Genomic DNA, 24,770 nt, shown 5'->3' on the forward strand with positions numbered 1-24,770 from the left:
CTAGGTCTCCAGCAGCGCGTTGGCGCAGGCTTCGGGCTGAGACAGAAAAGGGGCGTGACCAGCCTGTTCCAGGAGGGTAAACCGGCTGCCGGCCAGATGCTGGTGGAGATATTCACCGGCGCCGACGGGCACGATCCGATCCTGTCGCCCATGCACGATATGCACCGGTATGGGTATTCTCCTCAGCTGGCTGCGCAAATCCACCTCCCGCAGCAGGCCCAGCCCATCGGCAAGACAAACCTGATCCGGCATGGGCCAGGCGCCGAGGCCCTCCAGAGCGCGGCGTCCTTGTGGATCGTTCAACACTTGCAGGGCGAGGAAGCGCCGCCGGGTACCCTGGGGATCTTCGCGCAGGCGTTGCGCGAAATCCTCCAGAGTCGCGGCAGGGATGGCCGGAGACCAGTCGGGGCGCTGGCAAAAGGCGGGGGAACTGGAGATCAGCACCAGTCCCGCCAATAATTCAGGGTGCTGCAAGGCGATACCCAGGGCCAACAAGCCCCCGAGGGACCAGCCGAGCAACAGAGGCTTGGGGGCCTCCTGAGCAAGCATCTGGCGGAGACTCTCCAGACTGGCGGACCAAGCCAGACCGGAGGGCGCACAGGGCGTCTGCCCGTGACCGGGGAGATCGTAGCTGATGCAGGTGAAATGGACATCCAGAAGGGGCCGCCAGGAAGCGAAGACCCGGCTTTCCATCCCCCAGCCATGGAGCAGCACCAGCGGACGTCCCTGACCACTGACCTGACGCGCCCAGTTCATAGGACCTCCCGGAGCGCGGTAGCCAGAAGCTCGATATCATCCCGACTGTGCGCCGCACTGAGGGTGATGCGCAGCCTGGCACTACCGGCAGGCACCGTCGGTGGCCGTACTGGCGGACAGTAAAGGCCGGCACGGCGCAATTGGGCGCTGACCGTCAGCGCCCGTCGCGCATCGCCCAGCAGGAGACCCTGAATAGGTGTCTCGCTGGCCAACCAGGGGGCATCGGGCACTTGCGCACGCAGATGCTGCCGGTGCTGCGTCAGGCGCTCGCGCCGGGCATCCCCATTCCGCAAAAGGTCGAGCGCGGCGAGGGCGGCGGCCGCCAGGGCGGAGGGCAGGGCGGTATGGTAGATGAAGCTACGGGCGCGATTACGTAGGAGATCCACCAAGTCCTGACTCCCCGCCACGAAGGCGCCGTAAACACCGAAGGCCTTACCCAGCGTGCCCATGATGGCGTCTACCCCATGGACGTCCATGTTCCAGTGCGCCACGGTGCCTTGCCCCTCCGTCCCCAGCACTCCAAAGGCATGGGCCTCGTCGAGAATGATCCCTGCGCCATACCGTTGTGCCAGGGTGGCGAGTTCAGGAAGCGGGGCGATGTCACCATCCATGCTGAACACCCCGTCCGTAATGATCCAGGGCTGCCCCCGGCCGCCGCGTTCCAACCATTGCGCCAGATGGGTCATGTCGCCATGCCGGTAGCGATGCAGGCGCGCGCCGGAGAGACGCACCCCGTCCACCAGAGAGGCGTGGTTGAGGCGGTCGGCGTAGACACGATCACCGCGTCCGACCAGCGTGGAGATGACCCCCAGATTGGCCAGATAGCCGCTACCAAAGAGCAGCACCGCCTCCACTCCCAGCCAGCGGGCCAGGGCGTCCGCCAGCGCGGCATGGGCGGGCCGCTCGCCACCGAGCAAGGGCGCGGCACCAGCCCCTACCCCACTCTGCCGAATCTCGGCGATGGCGGCATCACGTAAGGCCGGCTCTGCGCTCAGGCCCAGATAATCATTACTGGCGAAGGACAGGAGCGGTTCGCCCTGCGCCCCCACAAAAGTGGGCGGCCCGCGCTCCGGCGCAGGGTGCAGGACCTGCACCTCCCGCCAGAGGTCGTGCGCACGCAAGGCAGACAATTCAGCGCGCCATGATTCTTCCCGTTTGCTATGCATAGCTTCTTATAGGGAGGGGCCTGTGCCTTGTCAATGGAGTGCTGGAGCGGGAGAATCGTAGCCGGTGATAACACTCGCCCTGCCAGATGGCTAAACAACCCAAGGAACTTCTTGCAACGGATTCTTCCACACCTGTCCCGGCTATATGACGCAGCGGGGCGTTTTAACCACTGGCTCTTCCCGGAACGCTGTCGTGCCTGCGGTGCGCCTGGCGCTCCGCTCTGCGCCGACTGCTTCGGCGACTGGCCGCGTCTGCCCGCCGAGCGTTGCAGCTATTGCGCGCTACCTTTGCTGGACAATGGGGACTGCCCGGTCTGCTCGGTGGAAGCCCCCGCCTATGACCATGTCTATACCCCGTTTATCTATGCCGAACCCCTGAACACCGCCATCATCGCGTGGAAGTTTCAGCAGCGTCTGGACTGGACCAGACCTCTGGCCGACGCCTGGGCCAGTGCCTGGGGCGAATATCCGCCGTCCCGCCCGGAAGCGCTGCTGCCCGTGCCCCTGCATCGCCGGCGCCTGCGCGAACGCGGTTACAACCAGTCCATGCTGCTCGCCCGCCACTGGGGCAAACGCTGGAGAATCCCGGTCATCCCTGGTGCGTTATGGCGGCGCCGCAGTACCGGCCATCAGCTTGGACTGAGCGCGGCCACCCGGCGGGAGAACCTGGATGCAGCCTTTGCCCTGCGTGCCAGCGTACCGGACCATGTCGCCATCGTCGACGATGTACTGACGACCGGCACCACCGCCGCCCGGATTGCCAGCACCCTGCGGGATGCCGGTGTACAGCGCATCGACGTCTGGGTGCTCGCCCGTGCCCTCTGAGAGTCCATGGATGCTTGAGTCATTTTTGCACGTCATCCTGTATGAGCCGGAGATACCCCCAATACCGGCAATATCATCCGCCTCTGCGCCAACACCGGAGCCACCCTGCATCTCGTCGAGCCCTTGGGTTTCGCCTGGGACGACCGCCGCCTGCGCCGCGCCGGGCTGGATTACCACGAGTTCGCGCAAGTGCATCGCCATGCGGACTGGGCGAGCTGCCGGGCATTTTTAGGCGATGCGCGCGTCTTTGCATTCAGCACCAAGGGAACGCAGTTCTATCACGACGTTGCGTACCAGCCCGGCGACGCGCTGCTTTTCGGCCCGGAGACCCGCGGCTTGCCTGCCGACCTCCTGAACAGTCTGCCCGCCACGCAGGTACTGCGCCTGCCCATGCGCCCCGGCCAGCGCAGCCTGAATCTGTCCAACGCCTGTGCTGTCGCGGTCTTCGAGGCCTGGCGGCAGATGGACTATTGCGGCGGTCTACGTTCACCCCGGGGCACGGGATCAGATGGTATCCTGTGGTAAACTGATCGGTCCGAGACACCAAAAGCTCATAACAGGGGGAATCCATGGCGCGTACACGTATCGCTGCGCTCCGTCTCGACGGCGAGCATGCAGAGCAAAAACGGGAAGAGATTCGCAGGACCTTTCACGAGACTTTTTCGCTGTATGAACAGCTTTTCGATCACCTGGCAGAACCGGCGGCGTGGTATGAGAAGGCCATTCCCCTGCGTCATCCCCTGATCTTCTATTTCGGCCATAGCGCCACCTTCTATGTAAACAAACTCCAGGTAGCCGGTCTGATCGGACGGCGTCTCGATTCGCGTTTAGAGTCCGTTTTTGCGGTCGGCGTCGATGAAATGTCCTGGGACGACCTGGACGAAACCCATTATGACTGGCCCTCCGTCGATGACGTCCGTCAGTACCGGCAGCGGGTGCGGGAACTGGTGGACGGTCTGATCGGCGAGATGCCCCTGTCCCTGCCCATCACCTGGGATTCGCCGTGGTGGGTGATCCTCATGGGAATGGAGCATGAAAACATCCATCTGGAGACCAGTTCGGTGCTCATACGGCAATTGCCCCTGTCCCGCGTCCGCCCCGTAGAAGCCTTCCGTCCCTGGACCCCCGCAGGGGCCGCGCCGGATAATATCCTGCAGGCCGTAGCGGGCGGCGCCGTCCGTCTGGGCAAAGAACGCGCCGATCCCCGTTATGGCTGGGATAATGAATATGGCCTTCATCAGGCGGCACTACAGCCCTTTCATGCCTCCCGCTTTTTGGTGAGCAATCAGGAGTTTCTGGCTTTCGTGGAGCAGGATGGCTACAGCGACAGCCGCTGGTGGACCGCGGAGGGCGATCGCTGGCGCCGCTTCAGCCAGGCCCGGCACCCGACTTTCTGGGTCCCGGATCAGGACAGCTGGCGGCTGCGCCTGATCGCGGAGGAGCGCCCCATGCCGTGGAACTGGCCGGTGGAGGTGAACGCACTGGAAGCCGACGCCTTCTGCCGCTGGAAATCGGCCGGGACCCGTCAGAGCCTGCGCCTGCCCAGCGAGGATGAGTGGCGGCGTCTGCGTGAGCTCAGTGGACTGGCGGACTGTGATGCCTGGGATGACGCGGTGCCTGGCAATATCGGGCTCGCCGCCGGCTGCTCGCCCTGCCCCGTAGATCAATTCAAACAGGGAGATTTCTACGATGTGGTCGGCAACGTCTGGCAATGGACCGCGACGCCCATCTATCCCTTTCCCGGTTTCGAGGTGCATCCGGTTTATGATGACTTCACGGTGCCCACCTTCGACCAGCAGCACAATCTTTTCAAGGGCGGCTCATTCATCAGCCTCGGCAACGAAATGCAGCGAGAGGCTCGCTACGCCTTCCGCCGCCATTTCTTCCAGCACGCGGGATTCCGTTATGTGGCCTCGCCCAATGCACTGCCTGAGGTACCGGTCTATGAGAGTGACGCCCTGGTCTCTCAATACGCGGAATTTCACTATGGGCGCGAGTACTATGGGGTGGCCAATTTTGCGGTAGAGGTCGTGGGAATCGCGGTGGAGGCTATGGCCGGCAAGCCGTTACGTCGCGCTTTGGACATCGGTTGTGCCGTAGGCCGCGGTAGTTTTGAACTGGCAAGGCACTGCCCCGAAGTCACCGGCCTCGACTTCTCCGCACGCTTCATCAGCGTCGGCGTGCAACTGCGCGAGCGCGGGCACTTCTCCTACACGCTGACTGAAGAGGGTGAACTGCAAAGCTATCAAACGGCGGATCTCGCCACCCTGGGGCTAACCGGGGCTGCAAACCGGGTCCACTTCTTTCAGGCCGACGCCTGCAATCTGAAGCCCCTGTACAAGGATTATGATCTGGTGGTGGCGGCCAACCTCATCGACCGCTTGCACCACCCCCGCAAATTTCTGGAGGACATCGCCGACCGCATCCTTCCCGGCGGTTTGCTGGTCATCACGTCGCCCTACACCTGGTTGGAAGAATACACCGCGCGGTCGGAGTGGCTCGGCGGTTTCAAACGAGATGGAGAGAATCTGAGCACCTTCGACGCCCTGCGGGAAATTTTGTCCGGGCCATTCCGTCTACGCGATGGCAGTCCGCAGGATCTGCCCTTCGTCATCCGCGAAACGGCGCGCAAATATCAGCACAGCATCGCGCAGGTGACCATCTGGGAGCGCTTATGAGCGCGGAACGGGGCGGCGTCGACTTCGACCGGGTCATTCCACGACGCGGAACTGGATGCCTCAAATGGGATGGTGCCGCAGAACGCTTTGGCGCTGAAGTGCTGCCCATGTGGGTGGCGGACATGGATTTCGCCGCACCGGACACGGTCATCACCGCTTTGCAGGAACGCCTGAATCACCCCATTTTCGGTTATCCGGGCAATGAAGGGACCATGTTGCAGGCCGCCGCCGACTGGCTGGCCAGACGCCATGACTGGCGGCCGGAAAGCGACGCGATCGCCTGCATCAGCGGTGTCGTTCCCGCCCTTTACGCAGCCGTACGGGCCTTCACCCAGCCGGGCGAAGCGATCATCGTCATGCCGCCCATTTATCCGCCGTTCATGACTGCAGTGGAGGACAACGGGCGGAAATTGCTGCTGGCCCCGCTGATCGCGGATGACACCGGCCATTACCGCATGAACTGGGATGCCCTGGAAATCGCCGTCCAGCGGGCGAAACTGTTGATCCTCTGCTCGCCCCACAACCCGGTGGGGCGGGTCTGGACACCGGAAGAACTGCAACGACTGGGCACACTGTGCGCCGATGCCGACTGCGTGGTGGTCAGCGATGAAATCCATGCCGACCTCAGTCAGCATCCGCACAGCCCTTTCCCCAGCCGCTTCCCGCGCTCGATCCTCCTGACCTCTGCCGGCAAAAGCTTCAATCTGGCGGGACTGGGCGGCGGGGTCAGCGTCATCCCCGACGCTGGGCTGCGTCGTACCTTTCTGACCGAGGTCCGGCGCAGTCAGATTCAGCACACCAACCTCTTCGCGCTGACCGCCATGACCGGCGTCTGGCGGCACGGCGCGGAATGGCAGTCCGCGTTGCGCGGTTATCTGGCGGACAACGCCCGTTTCATCAGCGAATACCTGATGCGGGAGCTACCCGAGGTCGGCTATCGGCAACCGGAGTTCGGGTACCTCGCCTGGCTGGACGTGCATCATTACGGCAACGACGAGACGCTGGCGCGGCGTCTGCTGCAAGCAGGTCTCGGCCTCAATCCCGGGCCCAGTTTCGGGCCGGGTGGTGAGGGTTTCTTGCGACTGAACTTCGCCACCCCCCGAAGCATCCTGGAAGAAGGGCTGGGGCACTTGCGACAGGCCTTGCACCGCTAGTCCCGGAGAACTTTCCACAGGAAACCGCCCCGACGACGGTATCGGAACGGCTTGCCCTACCCTACAATACGTTCCACCGAGCGGAGGAGACCAGAGAGAAGTGACAGAGGTGCAGGGTAACCTGAAGCAAAAAGCAGTGGCCACGCTGGCAGCGGGCATTCTGCGCGGGGCGGGGCACCTGCCGCGGCGTTGGCGGGCAGCTCTGGGCGCAATGCTCGGTGATGTGGTGCGGCTCAGTATGAGCCGGGTGCGCAAGGTGGTGGATGCCAACCTCGCCATTGCTTTCCCCATGATGAGTCTGGCCCAGCGGCTTACTCTGCGGCGCGCGCACTTCCGGGCACTGGGCCAGGCGGCCCTGGAGCTGGGACCATTGTGGTACTGGCCCTTGCCCCGCGCCCTCGGCCTGATCCGCGAAGTGCGTGGGGACGATCTGGTGGACGCCGCTTTAGCCAAAGGACATGGGGTGATTCTCTTCACCGCGCACCTCGGGGCCTGGGAAGCCGCGGTGCTCTACATCGGGCAACGCTGGCCGGTAACCGTACTCTACATGGAAACCCGCAATCCGGCCGTCAACGCCCGCATTGTGGCTGGGCGCGGGCGCAGTGGCGCGCAATTGGTCCCCAAGGAGGGAGGTATCCGCCCCCTGCTCCACGCACTGCATCAGGGAGAGGCCATCGGTATACTTCCGGATCAGAACGTCGATCCGCGCGAAGGGGATTACGTCCCGTTCTTCGGCCGTCCTGCCTGCACCACACCTTTGCTGGGCCGGCTGGCGGCGCGGCGCGGAAGCCCGGTGTTCGGACTCTTCGCCTATCGGTTACCGGGTGGTGAGGGTTTTCGTGTCGAGATTGTCCCCATGCCGGAATCCTTTCCGAGCGGGGATGCCACAGCCGATGCCACGGCGATGAATGCGGCACTGGAGACCGCCATCCGTAAAGCCCCTGAACAGTACTGGTGGGTTCACCGCCGTTTCAAGGATCAGCCGGAAGGCTGGGACCATCCCTATTAAAAAGTTACGGAACGAGATGATCCAGCAGGGCAAAAGTACGCCTTAGCGCGCCACGCTGCTGCTGCAGAAACGCCAGGGCACGGTCGCCCATCTCTGTCGCTGGCCCCTGGGTAGTCAACCACGCACCCAACTGCGCTACCAGTGCCGCGGCATCCGCCACCTGAACCGCCGCGTTGGCCGCCAGCAAATCCTGGGTGATGCCCTTAAAATTATCCATATGCGGGCCGAAGGTAACCGGGCGTGCCAGTGCTGCAGCTTCCAGGGGATTATGCCCCCCCGCCGGCACAAAACTGCCACCGATGGTCACCACATCTGCCGCCGCGTAGAAGTCCATCACCTCACCCAGTGTATCTATCAGAAAAACCGCGCGCGCCCCCACGTCCTCGGCACGCGAGCGCAAGGCAAAGGACACTCCCTTTGCCTGCATCCGCGCCATCACCTCCGGTCGCCGCGAGGGATGGCGGGGAATCAGCACCAGCAGCAGATTCGGCCATTGGCGCTGCAAGTCTTCCAGCGCCGCCAGCGCCATCTGCTCCTCACCGGCATGCGTGGAAGCGAATACCCAGACCGGTCGCCCAGCGAAGCGCTGTCGCCACTGACGCCCCCGCTCCCGCGCGGCGACAGGTTCGGGCAGGTCATATTTGATATTACCGGTCACCACCACATGCTCTGCCCCCAGGCGGCGGAAAGCCGCCGCATCCTCCGAACTCTGGGCCGCAACAGCGCTCATACTGGCCAGTGCGGGGGCAAAGAGCGTCCGGAAACGAGCGTAACCCCGAAGCGATCGCTGCGAGAGCCGGGCATTGGCCAGCATCAGGGGCACGCCCTCACGGCTGGCCGCATGACAGAGATTGGGCCAGATCTCCGTTTCCATGATAATCCCCAGGCGTGGTCGCTGGCGGCGCAAAAAGCGCGTGACCGCCGCTGACAGGTCATAAGGCAGATAATACCGCAGCACTTCCGTACCCAAACGCTGACTAACTACTGCAGCTCCCGTCGGCGTTGTGCTGGTCATCAGAATGGGCAGCTCCGGATAACGTGCCTGCAAAGCCCGCACCAGGGGAATCGCCGCAATAGTCTCCCCCACACTCACCGCATGAATCCAGATAGGCCGATCCGACCGGCGCGGCCCCCAGCCGAAACGCTCCCACCAGCGCTCCCGGTAGGCAGGCCGTCGCCAGGCCCGCCAAAGGGTATAACCCAGGACGACAGGGGTGAGCAACCAGAGCAGAAAGGCGTAGAGGCGGCGGCTCATCATTCACGGTGCAAAATACGGTCGGTCAGCCAGTCCAGACGATACCAGGGCCGGAAGTTTTTCAGGATGTGCTCACGATCATACCCGTCCTGGATCCAGGCACGCAGGGTCAAGCCGGGCCGGCGGGCGGCAGCATCGTGGTAACTGATGAAAAACCAGTCGAGAATGCCGGTATTGGCGTGCCGAATATGACCGAAGGGCCACAAACGCAGTTGCCGCTGCGCCACGCGGAGGGGTATCCCCAGCACCAGATGCAGATACAGCACGCTGATGAAACCGGCCCGATCCGCGCCGGATTTGCAATGCAGCAAAAAAGGTTGGGGTAATTGATCCAGCACCGCTATGCCCGCCAGCAACTTGTCGCGTTCCGGCAGATCCCGGGAGCCGAAGCCGTGCAGGGTCAGGTGCATCATGCCCAGGGCATCACAAGCCTCCTGCTCCAGACGGTAATGGGGCTCGTGGGGGGCCGGAGCACGCAGGTTCAATACCGCGCAGAGACCATGCTTTTGCTGCCAGTGCCGTAACTGGACCGGCGACGGCTGGGCCGAGCGAAACACCCCTGGCGCAATCTCGTGAAAGTTTGCATAAAACAGTTCGCGGAAAATGCCGTGATCCGTCCAGAACTGATGGCGCCGATAGCGGCGGCGCTCATCCGGCAGGAGCACCAGGGGGTGTTTCATGATCGGTGCTCCAGCAAAGGGGATAAGGCCGTCCAGACCCGCTCCGGGCGCATGGCCTGCTGGCAGAGTATCAGGCCTTTTTTCGCCTCCGGCAACGGGCATCGGGATTTACCGCACGGCGCGCAAGGCTCGGAACTTTGCAGGCTGGCCTGACGGCTCTCTGCCACAGAAAACCGATCCCTGGCCGTCGGTCCGTACAAAGTAACCCCCGCCAGCCCCAGGGCACCGGCCAGATAAGAAAGGCCTGTATCCATACCGACATAGGCATCAGCCCGCACGATCAAGGCGGCAAGCTCCGGCAACGTGGCGGGGGGTAGGGCGACCACATTATCCGCCTGTTCCGCGATGCGCCGGGCGCGCGCCGCCTCGCGCGCATTGCCTGCGGGCAGCAACAAACGCAACCCCACCTGTCGCAACAGGGCGGCCAATGCCCACCAGTGGTCTTCCTGCCATTCCTTGTTCTCCCGCGAGGTCCCGTGAAAACCCAGCACAAAGGGCTGCCGCGCCAGTTCGCTCCAAGGCTGCGCCAGCGTGTCTTTACGCAGGCGCGCGATGGCCACCTGCAAACCATAATCCGGCGGTGTTTCCGGTAAGGGGTAGTTCAAAGCCTGTGCGAACAGCTGGCGATTCCGACTGATGGCGGACTGCCCCCAGGCCACGCAAAACCGGCGATGATATAGCCGGGTGGCACCCGGTTCGCGGGCGCTGGCGGCATCCAGACCCCACAGGGGCGCACCGCCCAGACGGCCCAGCAAGGCGCTTTTGTAGAGGCCCTGGGCGTCGAGAATATGGTCGTAATGCTCGTCCCGTAGACCCTGGCGTAAATCTCGCAGCGCAGCCGCCAAGCCTCGCCACCGTTCTTTATGAACACGCAGAGAGAAGGGGATCACCCGCGTGACCCCGGGATGCAACTGGGCGAGGGGCGCGAATGCGGGCTCAACCAACCAGTGTAAGCATAGATCCGGGCGGGCCTGTCGCATATCCGTCACCGCCGGCAGGGTATGCAGCACGTCGCCCATGGAACTCAGGCGCAGCAGCAGAATCTTCATCGCTGACTATGGTCTCTGAGTTCCAGCGCCATGGCATATTTCATGAACGCGCCCAGCGCCGTGGTCCAGGCAATAGCGGCGCCCTCCACACCATCCAGAAATCCCAAGCGCCAGAAATAGCCGCGCCAAAAAGCCGCCAGCGCGTGGGTCATGGGCATGTAAGCATGGAGCACCTTGCCGCGCTGGTGGACCTGCTGCGCGTTGAGGGTAGCATAGAGGCGCAGTTTATCCAGCATATCCGCATAGCTCGGGAAAGAATGATGGTCCAGGATATATCCCTGCATACGCCGCGTCTCCCCCTGACCATACCAGCTTTCATGCACCATATCCTCGGGACGATAATGCCCATAGCGTCGGTTAAAAAGCCTCACCACATAATCCCGGCTCCAGTCTCCGTGGCGTATGGCCTTGCCGTGAAGGTAATTATAACGCCTTAGCGCATAAGCAACATGAGGGTCGCCACTCCGCACCACATCCACAATGGCAGAACGCGCCTGATCGCGCAAAATTTCATCCGCATCCAGCATCAGTATCCAGTCATTTTCCGCCGACTCCACGGCAAACTGCCGTTGCGCACCAAAGCCGGGCCAAGGCCTTTGAATGATCTTTACACCCATTTCCGTTGCGATGGCCAGCGTATCATCCGTAGAACCACTGTCTACCAGAACAATTTCCGCACCTAACGGCACTACGCTGCCCAGCGATGCCCGCAGCAAACGCCCGGCATCTCTGGTAATATAAATAACGGATAGAGCACTAGCAGCCACGGCCACCTGATCTCCATAAGAAGTACTCATTCATTTACTGCACTTCCCCGGCAAGCCCCAATGTGTTGGCCGGAACAGGAGATGCCACATCAGTATTCCTCCATAGGTCAAACAACGTTTCCGCTGACGAGGAAGAAGCCCGAGAGTAAGCACCATTGCTATTCCGTTGGCAAGAAAATTAATTGCTGCCTTTACTGGCATCCAAAAAGATAAAACTACCCAGGGAATGCGTCCCTCCACCTTACGTGCATAGAGCAACCGTGAGCGCTGAAATTCAATGCGCGACCCTACTTGAAATTTCCTAGCGGTGCCACCGAGCGCATGCTCCACCCTGGCATCTGGACAAAACACCACGTCAAATCCAAGGCGATGAGCACGTGCGCACCATTCCGTTTCTTCCAGATAAAAGAAGAAATCTTCGTCCAGCATGCCCAATTGAGGCAAGAAAGAACGGCGTACCGTCATTGCTGCACCGATCAGGCTGGGAACATTTACCGATTGACGCTCCCCTGATAGACGCCCACCGAAGTATTTTGGTGCCATTCTTTTGAGCAGCGCCCTTGGCAATATTTCGTGCCAGAATCGCGGCAATGCCGCCACTACATTTTGGGTACGACCAACCGGGTCAATCAGGCGGGCACCCACAAGGGCCGCTCGAGGCCAGGCCAGAAAACAGCATGTCACAGCCTCCAGCGTACCCGATAATAATTGCGCGTCATTATTCAGAACCATGACAAAATCACGATCAGCGACTGCCAACCCCTGGTTGACCGCACGGGCGAAGCCGGCATTACAACTGTTCGCCAATATTTTGGCGTCGGGAAACCGTTGCGAAATCACCTCCACCGACCCGTCATCGCTACCATTATCGATGACGATACAATGCTGCGCCAACACGCCCTCCGCAAGACAGGAAGACATTGCGTCAAGTGTTTTTGATACGCCATTGTAGTTAACAATAATAACGCAAAATTTCATAGTCACGATAATGCGACCCCCCTATATTGCATGGGTAGTCCTATACACGAAGCCAATCTCAATGCGTCTTCACAACCCCAATTTATAGCCTTATATAGCATCACCCGCCGGAACACTGCTGGAACCGGCAATACGCGCCATCCCAGTGGGAATCCGCGAAAAATCAATACAGTTAACGATATCATCATCGCGCCCGAAACCGACGCAAATGATTTATCAGGCAAAAAGCAGCCAGTCATGAAAATGCGACAGCCATGACTACAAATTTATGTCTCCGCTTGTTGTCACCACAGTTCACCCTTCGTACCCCCTACGCGAAGCGATTGTCAGTTGTAGTCGCGCCACGTAAGCCATCCTGGGCAAGGGGGATTGGTAAGGCAGCCAGTAGCGCCAGCGAGAATACATTAGCATACCCCCAAATCAATGTGTCAGAAAAACTACCAGCTATAAATACCGCCATATAAACTAAAACAAACCAGCCTTCGGGAACCGCCTTCAATCGCCATGCTGGTGCCGTTACGGCCCATAAGAACCACACCAGCAGCAATAGACCGGGAATGCCCAGCATGGCCAGTTCAAGGAGATAACTGTTTTGAGGCTGGCTCATGATCAACGGAGATGGCAGATCAGGTAGAATATGATTTTTCTGTAATTGTGCCATCTCGTTTGCGTAATTGCCTGTACCAACCCCTAGGATAGGATGCTGGAAGCCCATGTGCAGTGCACCCTGGGCCATCAAAACACGTAGTCCCCAACTGGTATCGTAATCACCCTTGCTGACGACTTGTAAATTTTGCAATCCTTCTTGCACTCGATGCTGAACAATGGGAGACATTCCCATCCCAATTATTGTCAGCGCAATACCCCCCAACGCCCAATAACGCCACCGCCCCCTGAATAATACCCATACCGCAAGCGGCATGAGGATAACGAAAAGCAGCTGACCAGTACGTCCGGCCCCCATGCCCAATTGCAGCAGAAAGGCTACCGCGAGCATTGCGTTTACCCATCTCGGCAACAAGACCCTATCCCGCATATCGTAGGCTATCCATAGCAATGCCATGGTCAGCGTCATGCTGAGAAAAATATGATTGGCATAACCGACAGGACCAAGCCTCGGAATCAACGGATTCCATTTCCATATTCCAAGCCACTGACATAAGCCGACTATCCAGTTCAATATCAATCCCGCCAGAAATAAACCCGGAATCATCCGGAACCTGCTTCTGTTCCAAGGCAGTGTTGTCCCGGCATACGCAAAAAAGAAATATCCGAGTCGACTTATGGCTATCCAGGTATCGTGAGGGCTCGCTCTGCTCCAAATAGTACCTAGCAACGTCCATAATATTAACAAGGTCAGTGGTACGAACCATGGGCGCGTCGGGATCTCCCGTGAGTCTTTCCAGTACCCGCTCATGATATATAATAGTATAAAGATACCGCCACTAATGCCCGCTGCCGCAGTACTTAACGGAAAGAAAAAAATCGGCAGACAAAAACACAGGAACATGGTCTTTTGTAAAAGTGCTTTCATAGGCGTAGCGTCAGCGCGGTTTATATTCAATCATAGGCCACACCATGCTACGTGGTCGCTCGCGAAGGGAAAAACATCGTCCCATTTTCTTATTCATATCTTTACGTTTTTGTGGTTCATTCATGGCTTTTGTCCTTCTGACCGCAAACCGTGCCGCGACATAGCAGCCACACGCCCTGATACCGTGACACAACGGTATAGCCGGGCGGCACCGCCCCAGGGTAGCTGATGACGAATCCGTTGGCCAAATTTGATGGCGGCGTTACCAGTGGAGGATGCGGCCTTATCGCCAGGTCTATGTCGGCTGTCACGCCGATACCTACCCATGCAGCGTTCGTAACATAGAGGGATGCCCCACGGGTTTGCATGAGCACGTCCCGCGCTATGGCGCTGATATGCGGGCGAAACCGATCGGTATACGCGGGAAAGGCCCATAGCGCGAAAAAATATTTGAGAAGGATGGCTGCCATCATCCACTTTACGGCCAAACGCCGTGTCTTTTCGGAATCAACGACCCACCCCGCCAATACCAGTGCCACTATTCCATAGAGCGGCATCAGGTAACGGATCCCACTTTGCGGCGATAGCCAATAGGGCAGGTAATTTACTCCCGCTATCCATAGAGCCGTCCGTACCTGCGGATCGTTCATACGGGAAATCGGATAACGGCGCAACATGGCATATAACACGACGCCTCCGACCGGAAGCAACTGCCCGAAAGTCTGCGCAGGAAAGACAAAAAACTGATGCAGGTAATCCAGCAATCCCTGCCCCTGCAATTTGCCGATGATGTCGTCGAACATTCCATGGGCCATGGTGCCACCGGCTGGGGCCATGGCATACCAGAGGACGGGGACCACCAACGCCAGAAGATGTATGGCCCAGGAAGGCCACGAAAACAAAAAACGCCAGCCGCGGGTTTGGTAGGTCACCACCAATACCGCCACACCGTAAAATACATAGACGGTCAGAGCCTTGGTAAGAAACGCACAAGACAACGCCAGCACGGCAATAGCGAAGAAGCCAACACGCCGCTCCATCACCGCAAGCCATCCAAAAAGCATGGCCGCCAAACAGAAAAAGGCGAACAGCGGGTCACTATACGCCAGCCAGCCATCGTAAAAGAGCACGTCCCCCAACGTGATATACACCAAGGCAGCGAAAGCAGCCAGCCTCCTCTCCTTCCAGATTCTTCCTGCGAACCATCCCACCAGCAGTCCGGAACCCACCGTCGCCAAAGCCGCGATCAATCGTGCTGCAACCAGCATGTGAGACCAGCCAATCCACATGGACACCATGGTGATGAGCCAATTATCCAAGGGCGGGCGCCAATAGTCCTGTCCGTACATGACCGGGGTGAGCAGATGGCCGTGATACCACATTTCATAGGACATGAGCGGATAAACCGCTTCTTCACCGGTATACTGGACGTTATGGAGGGTAAAGACGAAGCTAGCCGCGGCGAGTGCGAAAAGCAGCCAGTAGTTTCTGGTGTTCGTTGTGGTCATTCGATCCGGTACCCCAGGGTGGAAAGCATGTGCAACACCTGCTGAGTCGCTGGAGCCCCCTCTCGGCGGGACCTGGCATCAGCGCGGCATTCAATCGGTCGGAGCGGCCAAGGGCTGGTCTACGCCGGTATAGATCTGTCCAGCCAGATGCCCTTTGACAGACAACAGCAGCAATATCGTTACTTGCATGCACTTTCTTCCCGGCTCAGCGAACAGAATACGCCCATCATAAAGTGCGGACGCTTCGGTGTCATCGCGCCAGGGTGGCCAGAAAATTGCGGGCGATGATGCCGGCGTCAAAATGCCGGGCATATTCCGGCCCGGCGGCACCGAACTCCGCGCATAAATGCCGATCCGCCGCCAAGCGGAGGATAGCGTCCCGCCAACATGCCATGTTTCCGGCAGGCAATAACAAACCGCTCCGATCCGCCGCAAAGCTCTCGGGAATACCCCCCATGGCCGCACCCAGCACCGGTGTCGCGCAGGCCTGCGCCTCCAGACAGACGCGGCCAAAGGTATCCGGCTCGATGGAAGGCAAGGCAAGGACATCCATGACGCTGTACCAGGGCGTTGCCGGATCTTGCCAGCCCAGCAGATGATGCCAGGGCTTATCCTCCAGATACGCGCGCAACTCCGCTTCATGGGTGCCTCCCCCCAACCACAGCTCATGCACCCGTGCATCGGTGGCATGCGCGGCGTCAATGGCATCGGCAAGCATGAACACACCCTTGCCACGGTGCCAGGCGCCGACAAAGCCCACGAGAAAATCCTCATCCGTCAATCCCAAGGCGGCGCGCTGCCGCGTTCGCGCCGTGCAATCACGCTGGAAATCTGCCAGACGCAGGGGATTCGCCAATACTTCGACACGTTCTGCGGGCACGCCCTGCAGGATCAGCCGCTCTCGCAGATAGGCGGAGATCGCGAACAAGCGCAGAGGCCAACGCGAGAGCAGCCAGCGGGTACTGGGCTTGAGGCGTAGATCCATGTGCCGGAACAATGCCAGAGGCCGCCCCTCGCTGCGGCTGATCAGCGCCAGCGGCCAGTATTCCTTGCTGAAGCTGCCGATAACCCAGTCCGGCTGCACCATACGGATAGCCCGACGCAAGGCACGGATGCCGCCGGGATCGGCGCTATTGCGGAAGACTCCGAAATGCCTGGTCACCGGCGCGGTCTCCAGCGCCTGCGCGATCCGTCCTTGCGGATGCACCAGACAATGCACCTCCGCCCCCCGTTCGGCCAGGGCGCGACTCAGGGTGACCATATGCGTCTCCGTACCACCACCGCCGGGATTGGTGCCCACCCAGAGCAGACGCGGGGCGGCGGTCAATGGCGGTCCTCATGCCTGGTCAGCAATTGCAGGGGAAACACATGCGGCGCGTGGTGTCCGCCGACCATCACCCGCGGCAAGCCGAAGAGGTCTTCACCGGGCTGGGCGCGACCCCGCCGTACGGTCACCGCAGCGGCAAAGCCGGCGCGCCGGGCCGCCTCCCGCTCGCGCGGCCCCGCCGCACCGTAGGGATAACAGAACTGGGTCACCGGCACCGCCAAAAGCCCTTCCAACTCGCGCCTGGATCCTGCCACCTCGTCGTCCAACTCGGACTCACTCAATTCCGGCAAATGGGGATGATGGCGGCTGTGCGCCCCGACCTCCATCCCGGCATCCCGCCATCGGCATAATTCATTCATGTCCATCAATGGCTTATGTGTGCCGAGCTGCTGCGCATCCCAGTGATTGTCGGTACCGATGGCGGCACTCACCACGTAGCAGGTTGCCGTAAAACCATGGCGCTGCAACACCGGCATGGCATATTCGAGATTATCTCGATAGCCATCATCCAGAGTAATCACCGCCACCTTGCCCTCGCGCTCACCACGCAGATAGGGCAGCGCCGCAGACATGGACAAACCACGGTAACCCAACCAGTGCAGCAGCGCCATCTGCCGCGCGAAGCGCCGGGGCGAAACATAGAGGCCGCGCAACCTGACCCCTTGCGGGGCCACCGCTATGTTGTGGTACATCAGAATGGGAACCGGCTTCACGCGGGCGGATCGAGATGTACGGTATGGCGAACCACATAAGTCTTTTTATCCTGAGACTCATGATAGACGCGCACCAGCATCTCGCCGAGGATGCCGGTATTGAGGAATTGCAGCCCGGCGAGGAAAAACAGCACTCCCGCAATCAACATAGGGCGCCCGGAGATTTCCGCACCAAAACCGAATTTATCGATGAAAAGATACAGCAGCATGGCCGAACCGCTGCTCAGGAGGATCAATCCGATCACCCCGAAAAAATGCATGGGCCGCTGGCTGTAGCCCAGAAAAAATTTGACGAAGAGCAGATCCACCAGCACCCGGAAGGTACGGGTGATGCCATATTTGCTGTGCCCCGCCCGGCGCGGGTGGTGCCGTACCGGTACCTCGACGATGCGATCCGTATAAGTCAGGGTGGAAAGCCAGGCCGGGATAAAGCGATGCATTTCGCCATACAGGCGCACCCCCTTGATCACCGAGGCCCGATAGGCTTTGAGGGTACAGCCATAATCGTGCAGATAAACCCCCGTGAGGCGGCGGATCAGGTGATTGGCAATCCGCGACGGCATTCTGCGCAACAACAGGCCATCCTGCCGATTTTTCCGCCAGCCGGCCACCACGTCCAGATTCTCGTCCAGCAGACGCCGCGCCAGAGGCAGGATATCTTCGGGATCATTTTGCAGATCCCCATCCAGGGTCACGATCACCTCGCCCAGGGCGGCGTCGATCCCCGCCTGCATCGCCGCCGTCTGCCCAAAATTCCGCTGCAGGTGGATGACCTTGAAACGTGGGCCGCGCGCCTCCGCCTCCCGGTCCAGCGCGGCGGCACTCCCGTCCCGACTGCCATCATCGACGATGATCACTTCGGCGTCGGTGTCTCCCAGGGCGTTGCTGAGGGCCGTACAAAGCGGCGAGACATTGTCGATCTCGTTGTAGAGCGGGATCACGACGGAAACCAGGGCCATTTATCGGTCCCAGTGCCGGAGCAAAGCGCGGGTGGCGGCCGCAGGGTCCTGCGCTTCGAGAATGCCGGAGAGTACCGCCACACCCCGTGCACCTGCCGCCAGCGCCTCCGGCACCCGTGCTGCCGTCATTCCGCCGAGCGCAATGAGGGGTAGAGAGGACTCAGCAGCCATCGCCGCGAAAGCCCCGGGTCCCAACGCCTCCGTATCCGGATGGCTGGAAGTGGGGAAAATCGGCGAGAGAAAGGCATAACGCGCGCCCAGACGCGCCGCCCGTTGCAAGCCCGCAGCGTCATGACAGGACACCCCGAATGTCTCATCGGGTTTTACGCCCACGTCCGACTGCGCCTGGGTCAGGTGACGGCCGGTCCTTGGCCAGCCGGGCAGGGGGTCGGGATGATTGAGGTAGACCTGCACACCCCCCGCCAACGCCCCGACGCATAGTGCCGCCAGCACGTCAGCGCTGGGGCCATCAGGCACCGCTTTGCAGCGCAACACCAGCCAGCGCAATCCGGCATCAAGGGCCGCTTCCAGTGCGCGCCGGAAATCGGGCAGAGGCAACCTTCCCGGATCCGCAATCAGACAGAGGGGCGGCTGGGGCAGAGCCTCCGCCAACACGTCCGCAATCAGACGGAGGCTCGCGGGGAGGCACTCCAGCGCTGGGATCTCCCAGGGAAATAGCCAGCGTACTTCCTGTCCCTCGCGACCATGGGCCGTGCCCGTCCAGTGCCGCACCCGGTAGAAATGCACCCGCACCGTCCGTTCCGGATAGGTATATTCGAGCACCCGGAAGGGTTCCGGCGCGGTTACCGTAATCCCCAGTTCTTCCCAGAGCTCCCGGACCAGCGCCTGTTCCGGCGTTTCGCCCGGATCGACTTTACCGCCGGGAAACTCCCAGAAGCCCGGCCAGGGCTTGCCCTCCGGGCGCAGTGCAACCAGCAGGCGCCCGGAGGCGTCTTCAATGATTCCGGTTGCGACGGGAACGGTAGGCATCAGCTACGGTAATCGGCGTTGATACGTACATAGTCATAGGACAAGTCGCAGGTCCAGATTTGCGCTTCGGCGGCACCCCTGCCCAGATCCACCCGCACCGGGATCTCCTCCTGCACCATTACCGCCTGACCAGCCGCCTCGCTGTAACCGGGGTCGCGGGCACCATCCCGCACGATGCGCGTAGCGCCCAGCCAGACCTGCACACCCGCCACATCCAGGTCCTCGATGCCGGCTGAACCAATGGCCGCCAGCAAGCGCCCCCAGTTCGGGTCAGAAGCAAAGAACGCGGTCTTGATCAAGGGGCTATGGGCCATGCGGTAAGCCACCCGCAAGCACTCCGCCTCATCATATCCGCCCGAAATACGGATCGGAATGAACTTGGTCGCCCCCTCACCGTCGCGCACAACCGCCTGTGCCAGCCATTGTGCGACGAGGGTGATGGCGTCTCTCAGTTTCCCGTAGCGGGGGTCCGTCGCCTTCGTAACGGGCGGTAGCGCCGCCCGTCCCGTCGCCATCAGGACGCAGGCATCGTTGGTGGAGGTATCGCCGTCCACTGTGATGCGGTTGAAGGACTGCGCCATGGCCTCTTGCAGGCACTGCTGCAAGGCCGCCCCATGCAGCGGGGCATCGGTGGCGATGTAGGCCAGCATCGTCGCCATATCGGGGCGAATCATCCCCGACCCTTTGGCCATGCCGGTCACCGTGATCGTAACGCCGTCCATCTCGATCTGCCGGGAACAGCACTTGGCGACGGTGTCGGTGGTCATGATCGCCGCCGCAGCAGCCTCCCATTGGTCCTCGGCGAGTCCGACAACACAGGCCGGCAAGACTGCGGCGATTTTTTCCGCCAGCGCCACAGGCTCACCGATCACCCCGGTGGAGAAGGGCAGCACCGCTCCGGGCGCACAGCCCAACTGTTCGGCCACTTCCCGGCAACTCGCCTCCGCCGCCCGCAAACCAGCCACACCCGTACCGGCATTGGCATTGCCCGTATTGATCACCAGCGCCCGCACGCCGGGCCCTTCCGCCAGATGATGCCGTGCCACCAGTACGGGCGCGGCACAAAAGCGGTTGCGGGTAAAAACGGCCGCCACCTGGGACCCCTCGGCGAGATGAATCAGGGTCAGATCACGACGACCCACATAACGAATACCCGCCTCCGCCACGCTCAGGCGAACCCCGGCTACGGGCAGGATATTCCGGGGAGGATCAAGACCGACGGCCATACGCTATCCTTATTGCAGGCGCCCGTGACAATGCTTGTACTTTTTGCCGGAACCACAAGGGCATGGCTGATTCCGTCCCACCTTGTCGTCACTGATTGCGGGGCTGTGACCGGCCTCCTGTTCACCAATGACGCCCAACCCCGCCAGTGCGAGGCCGGCATCCTCGGCAAGCGGTGCCGCCGCCGCAAAATCCGGATGGGAAAACTGCAAATGCTGAGGCTGGGCAGCACGGGCTATGGCATCCCAATCCAGCGGCTCTGCCGGAGCCGGACTCACATGCAGGCGCGAGAGGGCGCTGACCACTTCTTCGCGCAACTGGTCCAGCATGGCGTTGAACATGATCAGAGACTCCCGCTTGTACTCCTGTTTGGGATTCTTCTGAGCATATCCACGCAGGTGAATGCCTTCACGGAGATGATCCATGCTCGCCAGATGGTCCTTCCACTGGCTGTCCAGGACCTGCAGCAGGATGGACTTTTCGAAGTGGCGGGTCATCTCGCTGCCCATGAGAGACTCTTTGGCCGCGTAAGCGGACAACGCCATCTCCATGATCCGCTCCCGTAGCACCGCGTGAGTGAGGCCTTTATCCTCCTCCAGCCATTGCCCGACCGGGACCTGCAGGCCAAAAATCCGCTCCAGTGCCGCTTCCAGGCCTGGCAGATCCCAGCGCTCCTCCATAACACCTTCCGGCGCCGTCGCGGCCAGCACCGCGTCCAGAACATCCTCGCGCAACGCCCTGATCTCCGCACCAACGTCATCGGCATCCATGAAGGAGTTGCGCTGCTGATAGATGATCCGGCGCTGTTCATTGGCCACGTCGTCGTATTCCAGCAATTGTTTGCGGATATCGAAGTTGCGGCTTTCCACCTTGCGCTGGGCATTCTCGATGGACTTGGTCACCCACGGATGCTCGATCGCCTCCCCCTCCTTCATGCCCAGCTTCTGCATCAGGCCACTCAGACGGTCGCTGCCGAAAATGCGCATCAGGGGGTCATCCAGGGAAAGGTAGAAACGGGTGGTGCCGGGGTCGCCCTGGCGGCCGGACCGCCCGCGCAACTGGTTGTCTATCCGCCGCGATTCATGACGTTCGGTACCGATGATATGCAATCCGCCCGCCGCTATCGCCGCGTCATGCAACCCCTGCCAACCGCTCTTGAGAGACTCGATCCGCCGGGTTCTTTCCTCCTCTTCCAGTTCCGGATTGGCCAGCACCATATCTACCTGATGGCCGACATTGCCGCCCAGCACGATGTCGGTACCCCGTCCCGCCATGTTGGTGGCGATGGTCACCGCCCCCGGTGTGCCCGCCTGGGCAATGATCTCCGCCTCGCGCTGATGTTGTTTGGCGTTCAGCACTTCATGGGAGATCCGCGCCTGCTTGAGCAGATGAGACAGAAACTCGTTGTGTTCGATAGAGGTGGTACCCACCAGCACCGGCTGCCCGCGCTGTTGACAGTCGCGGATATCTTCCACTATCGCTTTCCATTTCTCCTGACTGGTCCGGTAGATAAGATCGGCGAAATCCGTCCGACACACCGGCCTGTGAGTCGGTATGATCACCACTTCCAGGCCGTAAATCTGATTCAGTTCAAATGCTTCCGTGTCAGCGGTCCCGGTCATGCCCGACAGCTTTTCGTACATGCGGAAATAATTCTGAAAGGTGATGGAGGCCAGGGTCTGGTTCTCATTCTGGACCGCCACCCCTTCCTTGGCCTCCACCGCCTGATGCAGGCCGTCAGACCAGCGCCGCCCGGACATCATGCGTCCGGTGAATTCGTCGACGATACAGACCTCTCCGTCGCGAACGATATAATCCGTCTCCCGCCGGTAGATCACATGGGCCCGCAACGCCTGGTTGAGGTGATGGACCAGGGTGACGTTGGCCAGATCGTAGAGGTCGCCGTCCACCAGCAGACCGCTCTCCGCCATCAGGCGTTCCGCCTTTTCGATCCCCTCCTCCGTAAGCAGGACCTGCCGGGCCTTTTCATCGACCGTATAGTCCTCATCGACGACAAAACTCCCGACGAGTTTGTCCACCCGGTAGTACAGATCGGTATTTTCTTCCGTGGGGCCACTGATGATGAGCGGAGTGCGCGCCTCGTCGATCAGGATGGAATCCACTTCGTCGATGATGGCGTAGTGCAGGCCGCGCTGTACCCGATCGGCCGGAGAAAACGCCATGTTATCCCGCAGATAATCGAAACCGAACTCGTTATTGGTGCCGTAGGTGATGTCGGCCGCATAGGCGGCGCGGCGCTCCTCACTGGACATATCCGAGATGATGGTACCCACGCTCAGGCCCAGAAACTGGTGAATCTTGCCGACCCACTGAGCATCGCGGCTGGCCAGATAGTCATTGACGGTCACCACATGCACACCCTTACCCTGCAGGGCGTTGAGGTAGGCCGGCAAGGTCGCAACGAGGGTCTTGCCCTCACCAGTGCGCATCTCCGCGATTTTGCCCTCATGGAGCATGTAGCCACCGATGATCTGCACATCGTACTGGCGCATGCCCATTACCCGCCGGCTCACCTCACGCACCACGGCGAATGCCTCCGGCAACAGGGCATCGAGGGATTCACCACGGACCAACCGTTCCCGGAAAAACGCGGTCTGTGCAGCAAGGGTCGCATCATCCATGGCTTTGAGGCGGTCTTCCAGGGCGTTGACCTGCGCCACAATGGTACGGGCCTTCTTGATCAGTCGGTCATTGCGGCTGCCGACGACATGGCGGATGATAGTTCCAAACATGATGAGTATACGAACCTAGTAAAAAATATCGAGCAGGGTAGCATGAAAGCCTATGGGTGATAAACGGTGGCGCGCCTGGCGCACCATGACGCAAGATTCTTCAGGACCCATCGCGGAGGTCTGCCGCCACGGCACACTGTTGCGCGAGCGCCAGTTCGACTGGAACGGATTACTCGCGCTGGAAGCACAGGGCCAGACCTGGCTGGTGGACTGGTCCGGGGGGGTGCTGAGCGTACTTTGTCAGAGCCCGGTATGGATTTCCTGGCTGCGAAGAAATGAAAAAATCATACTGAAACGATGGAATAGCCGTTTCCCGGAAACGTCGGCGAGGCAGATCGTCGCCACAGTCCGGCCCTGGTCATACCGGCTGCCGCAGTCGGCAGGAGTTCAGCCGACGCCTCAGATTTCGGCAGAGGCACCCGCGGCACTGCGGGCCGTGGCCGGGCAGGTGCCCCAGGCCGTCGCCGCCGCACTGCAGCGCCTGGCCAACACCATGGACCGTCTTCAGGCGGAGGCCGTCACCAAGGTGTCGGCAAAGGAAAACGGCGCACGCCGCTCGGCGTAATCCACGAACTCCCAGGCGTCCTGACGGAGAAGCAGCGCCCGCAGCAGACTGTTGTTGAGGGCGTGTCCGGCCTTGTGTCCGGAAAAATGGCCGACCAGCGGGTGCCCGAGCAGGTATAGATCACCTATGGAATCCAGCACCTTATGGCGCACGAACTCATTGGTGTAGCGCAGCCCCTCTTCGTTGAGCACACGGTAGTCGTCGACCACGATAGCGTTGTCCAGATTGCCGCCGAGGGCCAGGCCCATCCGCCGCAACGCCTCGACTTCGCGCATGAAGCCGAAGGTTCGCGCACGGGCCACCTCCTTGAGGTAAGAAGTGCGAGCGAAGTCCACCGTCACCTCCTGACCGCCGTTTTTCATCACCGGATGGTCGAAATCGATGGCAAAACTCACCTTGAAGCCTTCGAATGGCTCCAGTTGTACCCAGCGGTCACCATCTTCCGCCTTGAGCGGTTTGGTGATGCGGATGAATCGCTTCGAGGCATTCTGCTCTTCAATCCCCGCACACTGGATGAGGAATACGAAGGGCGCAGCGCTACCGTCCATGATGGGCACTTCGGGTCCGTCGAGATCCACATAGGCATTGTCGATGCCAAGACCCGCCAAGGCCGACATCAGGTGTTCAACGGTACCAACCCGGATATGGCCATCGCCGATATTGGTGGAAAGGCGGGTATCCACCACATGGAGCGGATCCGCTTTGATCCAGGCGCCGCCCTCGATATCGCTGCGGTGGAATACGATCCCGGTATTTACAGGTGCCGGGCGCAGGCCGATGTAGACCTTCTTGCCGCTATGCAAACCGATCCCTGTGCCCCAGATCATGTTCTTAAGTGTACGCTGACGCATCATAGCCTTCTTCCGCGACCTGAGGGATC

The 24,770-nt window shown here is 60.8% G+C and carries 22 protein-coding genes; 6 read left to right on the top strand and 16 right to left on the bottom strand.

Translation table 11 applies throughout. From position 1 onward, the window contains the following. On the bottom strand, positions 1–756 hold the full coding sequence (locus AFERRID_RS05845) for an alpha/beta fold hydrolase (protein ID WP_113526309.1): 756 nt from the start codon (positions 754–756) through the stop codon (positions 1–3). Then, on the bottom strand, positions 753–1,922 hold the full coding sequence (gene bioF / locus AFERRID_RS05850; RefSeq protein ID WP_126604558.1) for an 8-amino-7-oxononanoate synthase: 1,170 nt from the start codon (positions 1,920–1,922) through the stop codon (positions 753–755). The genes AFERRID_RS05845 and bioF overlap by 4 nt, the downstream gene beginning before the upstream one ends. A 111-nt stretch (positions 1,923–2,033) precedes the next feature. On the opposite strand from bioF, the gene AFERRID_RS05855 reads away from it, so the two are divergent. The 5 genes from AFERRID_RS05855 (at position 2,034) to AFERRID_RS05875 (ending at position 7,588) form a co-directional block, all read left to right on the top strand. Further along, positions 2,034–2,747: a ComF family protein gene (locus AFERRID_RS05855; protein ID WP_126604559.1), complete on the top strand. Its 714-nt coding sequence runs from the start codon at positions 2,034–2,036 to the stop codon at positions 2,745–2,747. A 105-nt stretch (positions 2,748–2,852) separates the two neighbouring features. After that, the gene (locus AFERRID_RS05860) at positions 2,853–3,272 is read left to right on the top strand and encodes a tRNA (cytidine(34)-2'-O)-methyltransferase (RefSeq protein WP_331251188.1); all 420 of its coding nucleotides are present in this window, start codon (positions 2,853–2,855) and stop codon (positions 3,270–3,272) included. 44 nt (positions 3,273–3,316) lie between these two features. Then, positions 3,317–5,425 carry a 5-histidylcysteine sulfoxide synthase gene (ovoA, locus tag AFERRID_RS05865; RefSeq protein ID WP_126604560.1) on the top strand — a complete coding sequence of 703 codons (2,109 nt, stop codon included), beginning with the start codon at positions 3,317–3,319 and terminating at the stop codon, positions 5,423–5,425. After that, positions 5,422–6,579, top strand: coding sequence for a pyridoxal phosphate-dependent aminotransferase (locus AFERRID_RS05870; RefSeq protein ID WP_113526304.1), 1,158 nt, complete (start codon positions 5,422–5,424; stop codon positions 6,577–6,579). The genes ovoA and AFERRID_RS05870 overlap by 4 nt, the downstream gene beginning before the upstream one ends. Positions 6,580–6,679: 100 nt before the next feature. Continuing rightward, on the top strand, positions 6,680–7,588 hold the full coding sequence (locus AFERRID_RS05875; protein ID WP_126604561.1) for a lysophospholipid acyltransferase family protein: 909 nt from the start codon (positions 6,680–6,682) through the stop codon (positions 7,586–7,588). Positions 7,589–7,592: 4 nt separating this feature from the next. Here the strand turns inward: AFERRID_RS05875 and waaA are convergent, their stop codons facing one another. From waaA to secA, 13 genes are all read right to left on the bottom strand, one after another. Beyond that, entirely contained in the window at positions 7,593–8,846 is a 1,254-nt protein-coding gene (gene waaA / locus AFERRID_RS05880; protein ID WP_126604562.1) for a lipid IV(A) 3-deoxy-D-manno-octulosonic acid transferase, read from the bottom strand. Continuing rightward, complete coding sequence (locus AFERRID_RS05885) at positions 8,843–9,523, bottom strand: tyrosine-protein phosphatase (protein WP_126604563.1); 681 nt, start codon at positions 9,521–9,523, stop codon at positions 8,843–8,845. The genes waaA and AFERRID_RS05885 overlap by 4 nt, the downstream gene beginning before the upstream one ends. Further along, positions 9,520–10,572 carry a lipopolysaccharide heptosyltransferase I gene (waaC, locus tag AFERRID_RS05890; protein ID WP_126604564.1) on the bottom strand — a complete coding sequence of 351 codons (1,053 nt, stop codon included), beginning with the start codon at positions 10,570–10,572 and terminating at the stop codon, positions 9,520–9,522. The genes AFERRID_RS05885 and waaC overlap by 4 nt, the downstream gene beginning before the upstream one ends. Further along, on the bottom strand, positions 10,569–11,369 hold the full coding sequence (locus AFERRID_RS05895; RefSeq protein ID WP_126604565.1) for a glycosyltransferase family 2 protein: 801 nt from the start codon (positions 11,367–11,369) through the stop codon (positions 10,569–10,571). Before AFERRID_RS05895 ends, waaC begins: the two co-directional genes overlap by 4 nt. Continuing rightward, positions 11,370–12,317, bottom strand: coding sequence for a glycosyltransferase family 2 protein (locus AFERRID_RS05900; protein ID WP_126605677.1), 948 nt, complete (start codon positions 12,315–12,317; stop codon positions 11,370–11,372). Between the two features lie 310 nt (positions 12,318–12,627). Then, complete coding sequence (locus tag AFERRID_RS05905) at positions 12,628–13,530, bottom strand: O-antigen ligase family protein (RefSeq protein WP_225981902.1); 903 nt, start codon at positions 13,528–13,530, stop codon at positions 12,628–12,630. A 437-nt stretch (positions 13,531–13,967) separates the two neighbouring features. Then, positions 13,968–15,359 (bottom strand): ArnT family glycosyltransferase, encoded by a 1,392-nt coding sequence (locus tag AFERRID_RS05910; protein ID WP_126604566.1) that lies wholly within the window; start codon positions 15,357–15,359, stop codon positions 13,968–13,970. Between the two features lie 250 nt (positions 15,360–15,609). Then, complete coding sequence (locus AFERRID_RS05915) at positions 15,610–16,686, bottom strand: glycosyltransferase family 4 protein (RefSeq protein ID WP_126604567.1); 1,077 nt, start codon at positions 16,684–16,686, stop codon at positions 15,610–15,612. Then, a complete protein-coding gene (locus tag AFERRID_RS05920; protein WP_225981901.1) occupies positions 16,683–17,378 on the bottom strand; it encodes a polysaccharide deacetylase family protein in 696 nt (231 codons plus the stop codon). The genes AFERRID_RS05915 and AFERRID_RS05920 overlap by 4 nt, the downstream gene beginning before the upstream one ends. A 17-nt stretch (positions 17,379–17,395) precedes the next feature. Beyond that, positions 17,396–18,358 carry a glycosyltransferase family 2 protein gene (locus AFERRID_RS05925; RefSeq protein WP_126604569.1) on the bottom strand — a complete coding sequence of 321 codons (963 nt, stop codon included), beginning with the start codon at positions 18,356–18,358 and terminating at the stop codon, positions 17,396–17,398. Then, complete coding sequence (locus AFERRID_RS05930; RefSeq protein ID WP_126604570.1) at positions 18,359–19,348, bottom strand: Nudix family hydrolase; 990 nt, start codon at positions 19,346–19,348, stop codon at positions 18,359–18,361. It lies immediately after the preceding gene. Next, positions 19,348–20,574: a bifunctional glutamate N-acetyltransferase/amino-acid acetyltransferase ArgJ gene (argJ, locus tag AFERRID_RS05935; protein WP_126604571.1), complete on the bottom strand. Its 1,227-nt coding sequence runs from the start codon at positions 20,572–20,574 to the stop codon at positions 19,348–19,350. Before argJ ends, AFERRID_RS05930 begins: the two co-directional genes overlap by 1 nt. Before the next feature lie 9 nt (positions 20,575–20,583). Then, on the bottom strand, positions 20,584–23,325 hold the full coding sequence (gene secA / locus AFERRID_RS05940) for a preprotein translocase subunit SecA (RefSeq protein ID WP_126604572.1): 2,742 nt from the start codon (positions 23,323–23,325) through the stop codon (positions 20,584–20,586). A 52-nt stretch (positions 23,326–23,377) separates the two neighbouring features. Here secA and AFERRID_RS05945 point away from each other — a divergent pair, with 52 nt between their 5' ends. Then, the gene (locus AFERRID_RS05945; RefSeq protein WP_126604573.1) at positions 23,378–23,890 is read left to right on the top strand and encodes a DciA family protein; all 513 of its coding nucleotides are present in this window, start codon (positions 23,378–23,380) and stop codon (positions 23,888–23,890) included. On the opposite strand, the gene lpxC is transcribed toward AFERRID_RS05945, so the two are convergent. Beyond that, the gene (lpxC, locus tag AFERRID_RS05950; protein WP_113526288.1) at positions 23,830–24,744 is read right to left on the bottom strand and encodes a UDP-3-O-acyl-N-acetylglucosamine deacetylase; all 915 of its coding nucleotides are present in this window, start codon (positions 24,742–24,744) and stop codon (positions 23,830–23,832) included. The genes AFERRID_RS05945 and lpxC overlap by 61 nt on opposite strands. Positions 24,745–24,770: the final 26 nt, after the last annotated feature.

The sequence above is a fragment of the Acidithiobacillus ferridurans genome, assembly GCF_003966655.1.
Classification (GTDB): Bacteria; Pseudomonadota; Gammaproteobacteria; order Acidithiobacillales; family Acidithiobacillaceae; genus Acidithiobacillus; species Acidithiobacillus ferridurans.

Excerpts from the sequence above, each read along its gene's own strand:
- AFERRID_RS05845 (WP_113526309.1), bottom strand. The coding sequence starts at position 756 with ATGAACTGGGCGCGTCAGGTCAGTGGTCAGGGACGTCCGCTGGTGCTG.
- bioF (WP_126604558.1), bottom strand. The coding sequence starts at position 1,922 with ATGCATAGCAAACGGGAAGAATCATGGCGCGCTGAATTGTCTGCCTTG.
- ovoA (WP_126604560.1), top strand. The coding sequence starts at position 3,317 with ATGGCGCGTACACGTATCGCTGCGCTCCGTCTCGACGGCGAGCATGCA.
- AFERRID_RS05870 (WP_113526304.1), top strand. The coding sequence starts at position 5,422 with ATGAGCGCGGAACGGGGCGGCGTCGACTTCGACCGGGTCATTCCACGA.
- waaA (WP_126604562.1), bottom strand. The coding sequence starts at position 8,846 with ATGATGAGCCGCCGCCTCTACGCCTTTCTGCTCTGGTTGCTCACCCCT.
- AFERRID_RS05885 (WP_126604563.1), bottom strand. The coding sequence starts at position 9,523 with ATGAAACACCCCCTGGTGCTCCTGCCGGATGAGCGCCGCCGCTATCGG.
- waaC (WP_126604564.1), bottom strand. The coding sequence starts at position 10,572 with ATGAAGATTCTGCTGCTGCGCCTGAGTTCCATGGGCGACGTGCTGCAT.
- AFERRID_RS05895 (WP_126604565.1), bottom strand. The coding sequence starts at position 11,369 with ATGAGTACTTCTTATGGAGATCAGGTGGCCGTGGCTGCTAGTGCTCTA.
- AFERRID_RS05900 (WP_126605677.1), bottom strand. The coding sequence starts at position 12,317 with ATGAAATTTTGCGTTATTATTGTTAACTACAATGGCGTATCAAAAACA.
- AFERRID_RS05905 (WP_225981902.1), bottom strand. The coding sequence starts at position 13,530 with ATGATTCCGGGTTTATTTCTGGCGGGATTGATATTGAACTGGATAGTC.
- AFERRID_RS05910 (WP_126604566.1), bottom strand. The coding sequence starts at position 15,359 with ATGACCACAACGAACACCAGAAACTACTGGCTGCTTTTCGCACTCGCC.
- AFERRID_RS05920 (WP_225981901.1), bottom strand. The coding sequence starts at position 17,378 with ATGTACCACAACATAGCGGTGGCCCCGCAAGGGGTCAGGTTGCGCGGC.
- AFERRID_RS05925 (WP_126604569.1), bottom strand. The coding sequence starts at position 18,358 with ATGGCCCTGGTTTCCGTCGTGATCCCGCTCTACAACGAGATCGACAAT.
- AFERRID_RS05930 (WP_126604570.1), bottom strand. The coding sequence starts at position 19,348 with ATGCCTACCGTTCCCGTCGCAACCGGAATCATTGAAGACGCCTCCGGG.
- argJ (WP_126604571.1), bottom strand. The coding sequence starts at position 20,574 with ATGGCCGTCGGTCTTGATCCTCCCCGGAATATCCTGCCCGTAGCCGGG.
- secA (WP_126604572.1), bottom strand. The coding sequence starts at position 23,325 with ATGTTTGGAACTATCATCCGCCATGTCGTCGGCAGCCGCAATGACCGA.
- AFERRID_RS05945 (WP_126604573.1), top strand. The coding sequence starts at position 23,378 with ATGGGTGATAAACGGTGGCGCGCCTGGCGCACCATGACGCAAGATTCT.
- lpxC (WP_113526288.1), bottom strand. The coding sequence starts at position 24,744 with ATGATGCGTCAGCGTACACTTAAGAACATGATCTGGGGCACAGGGATC.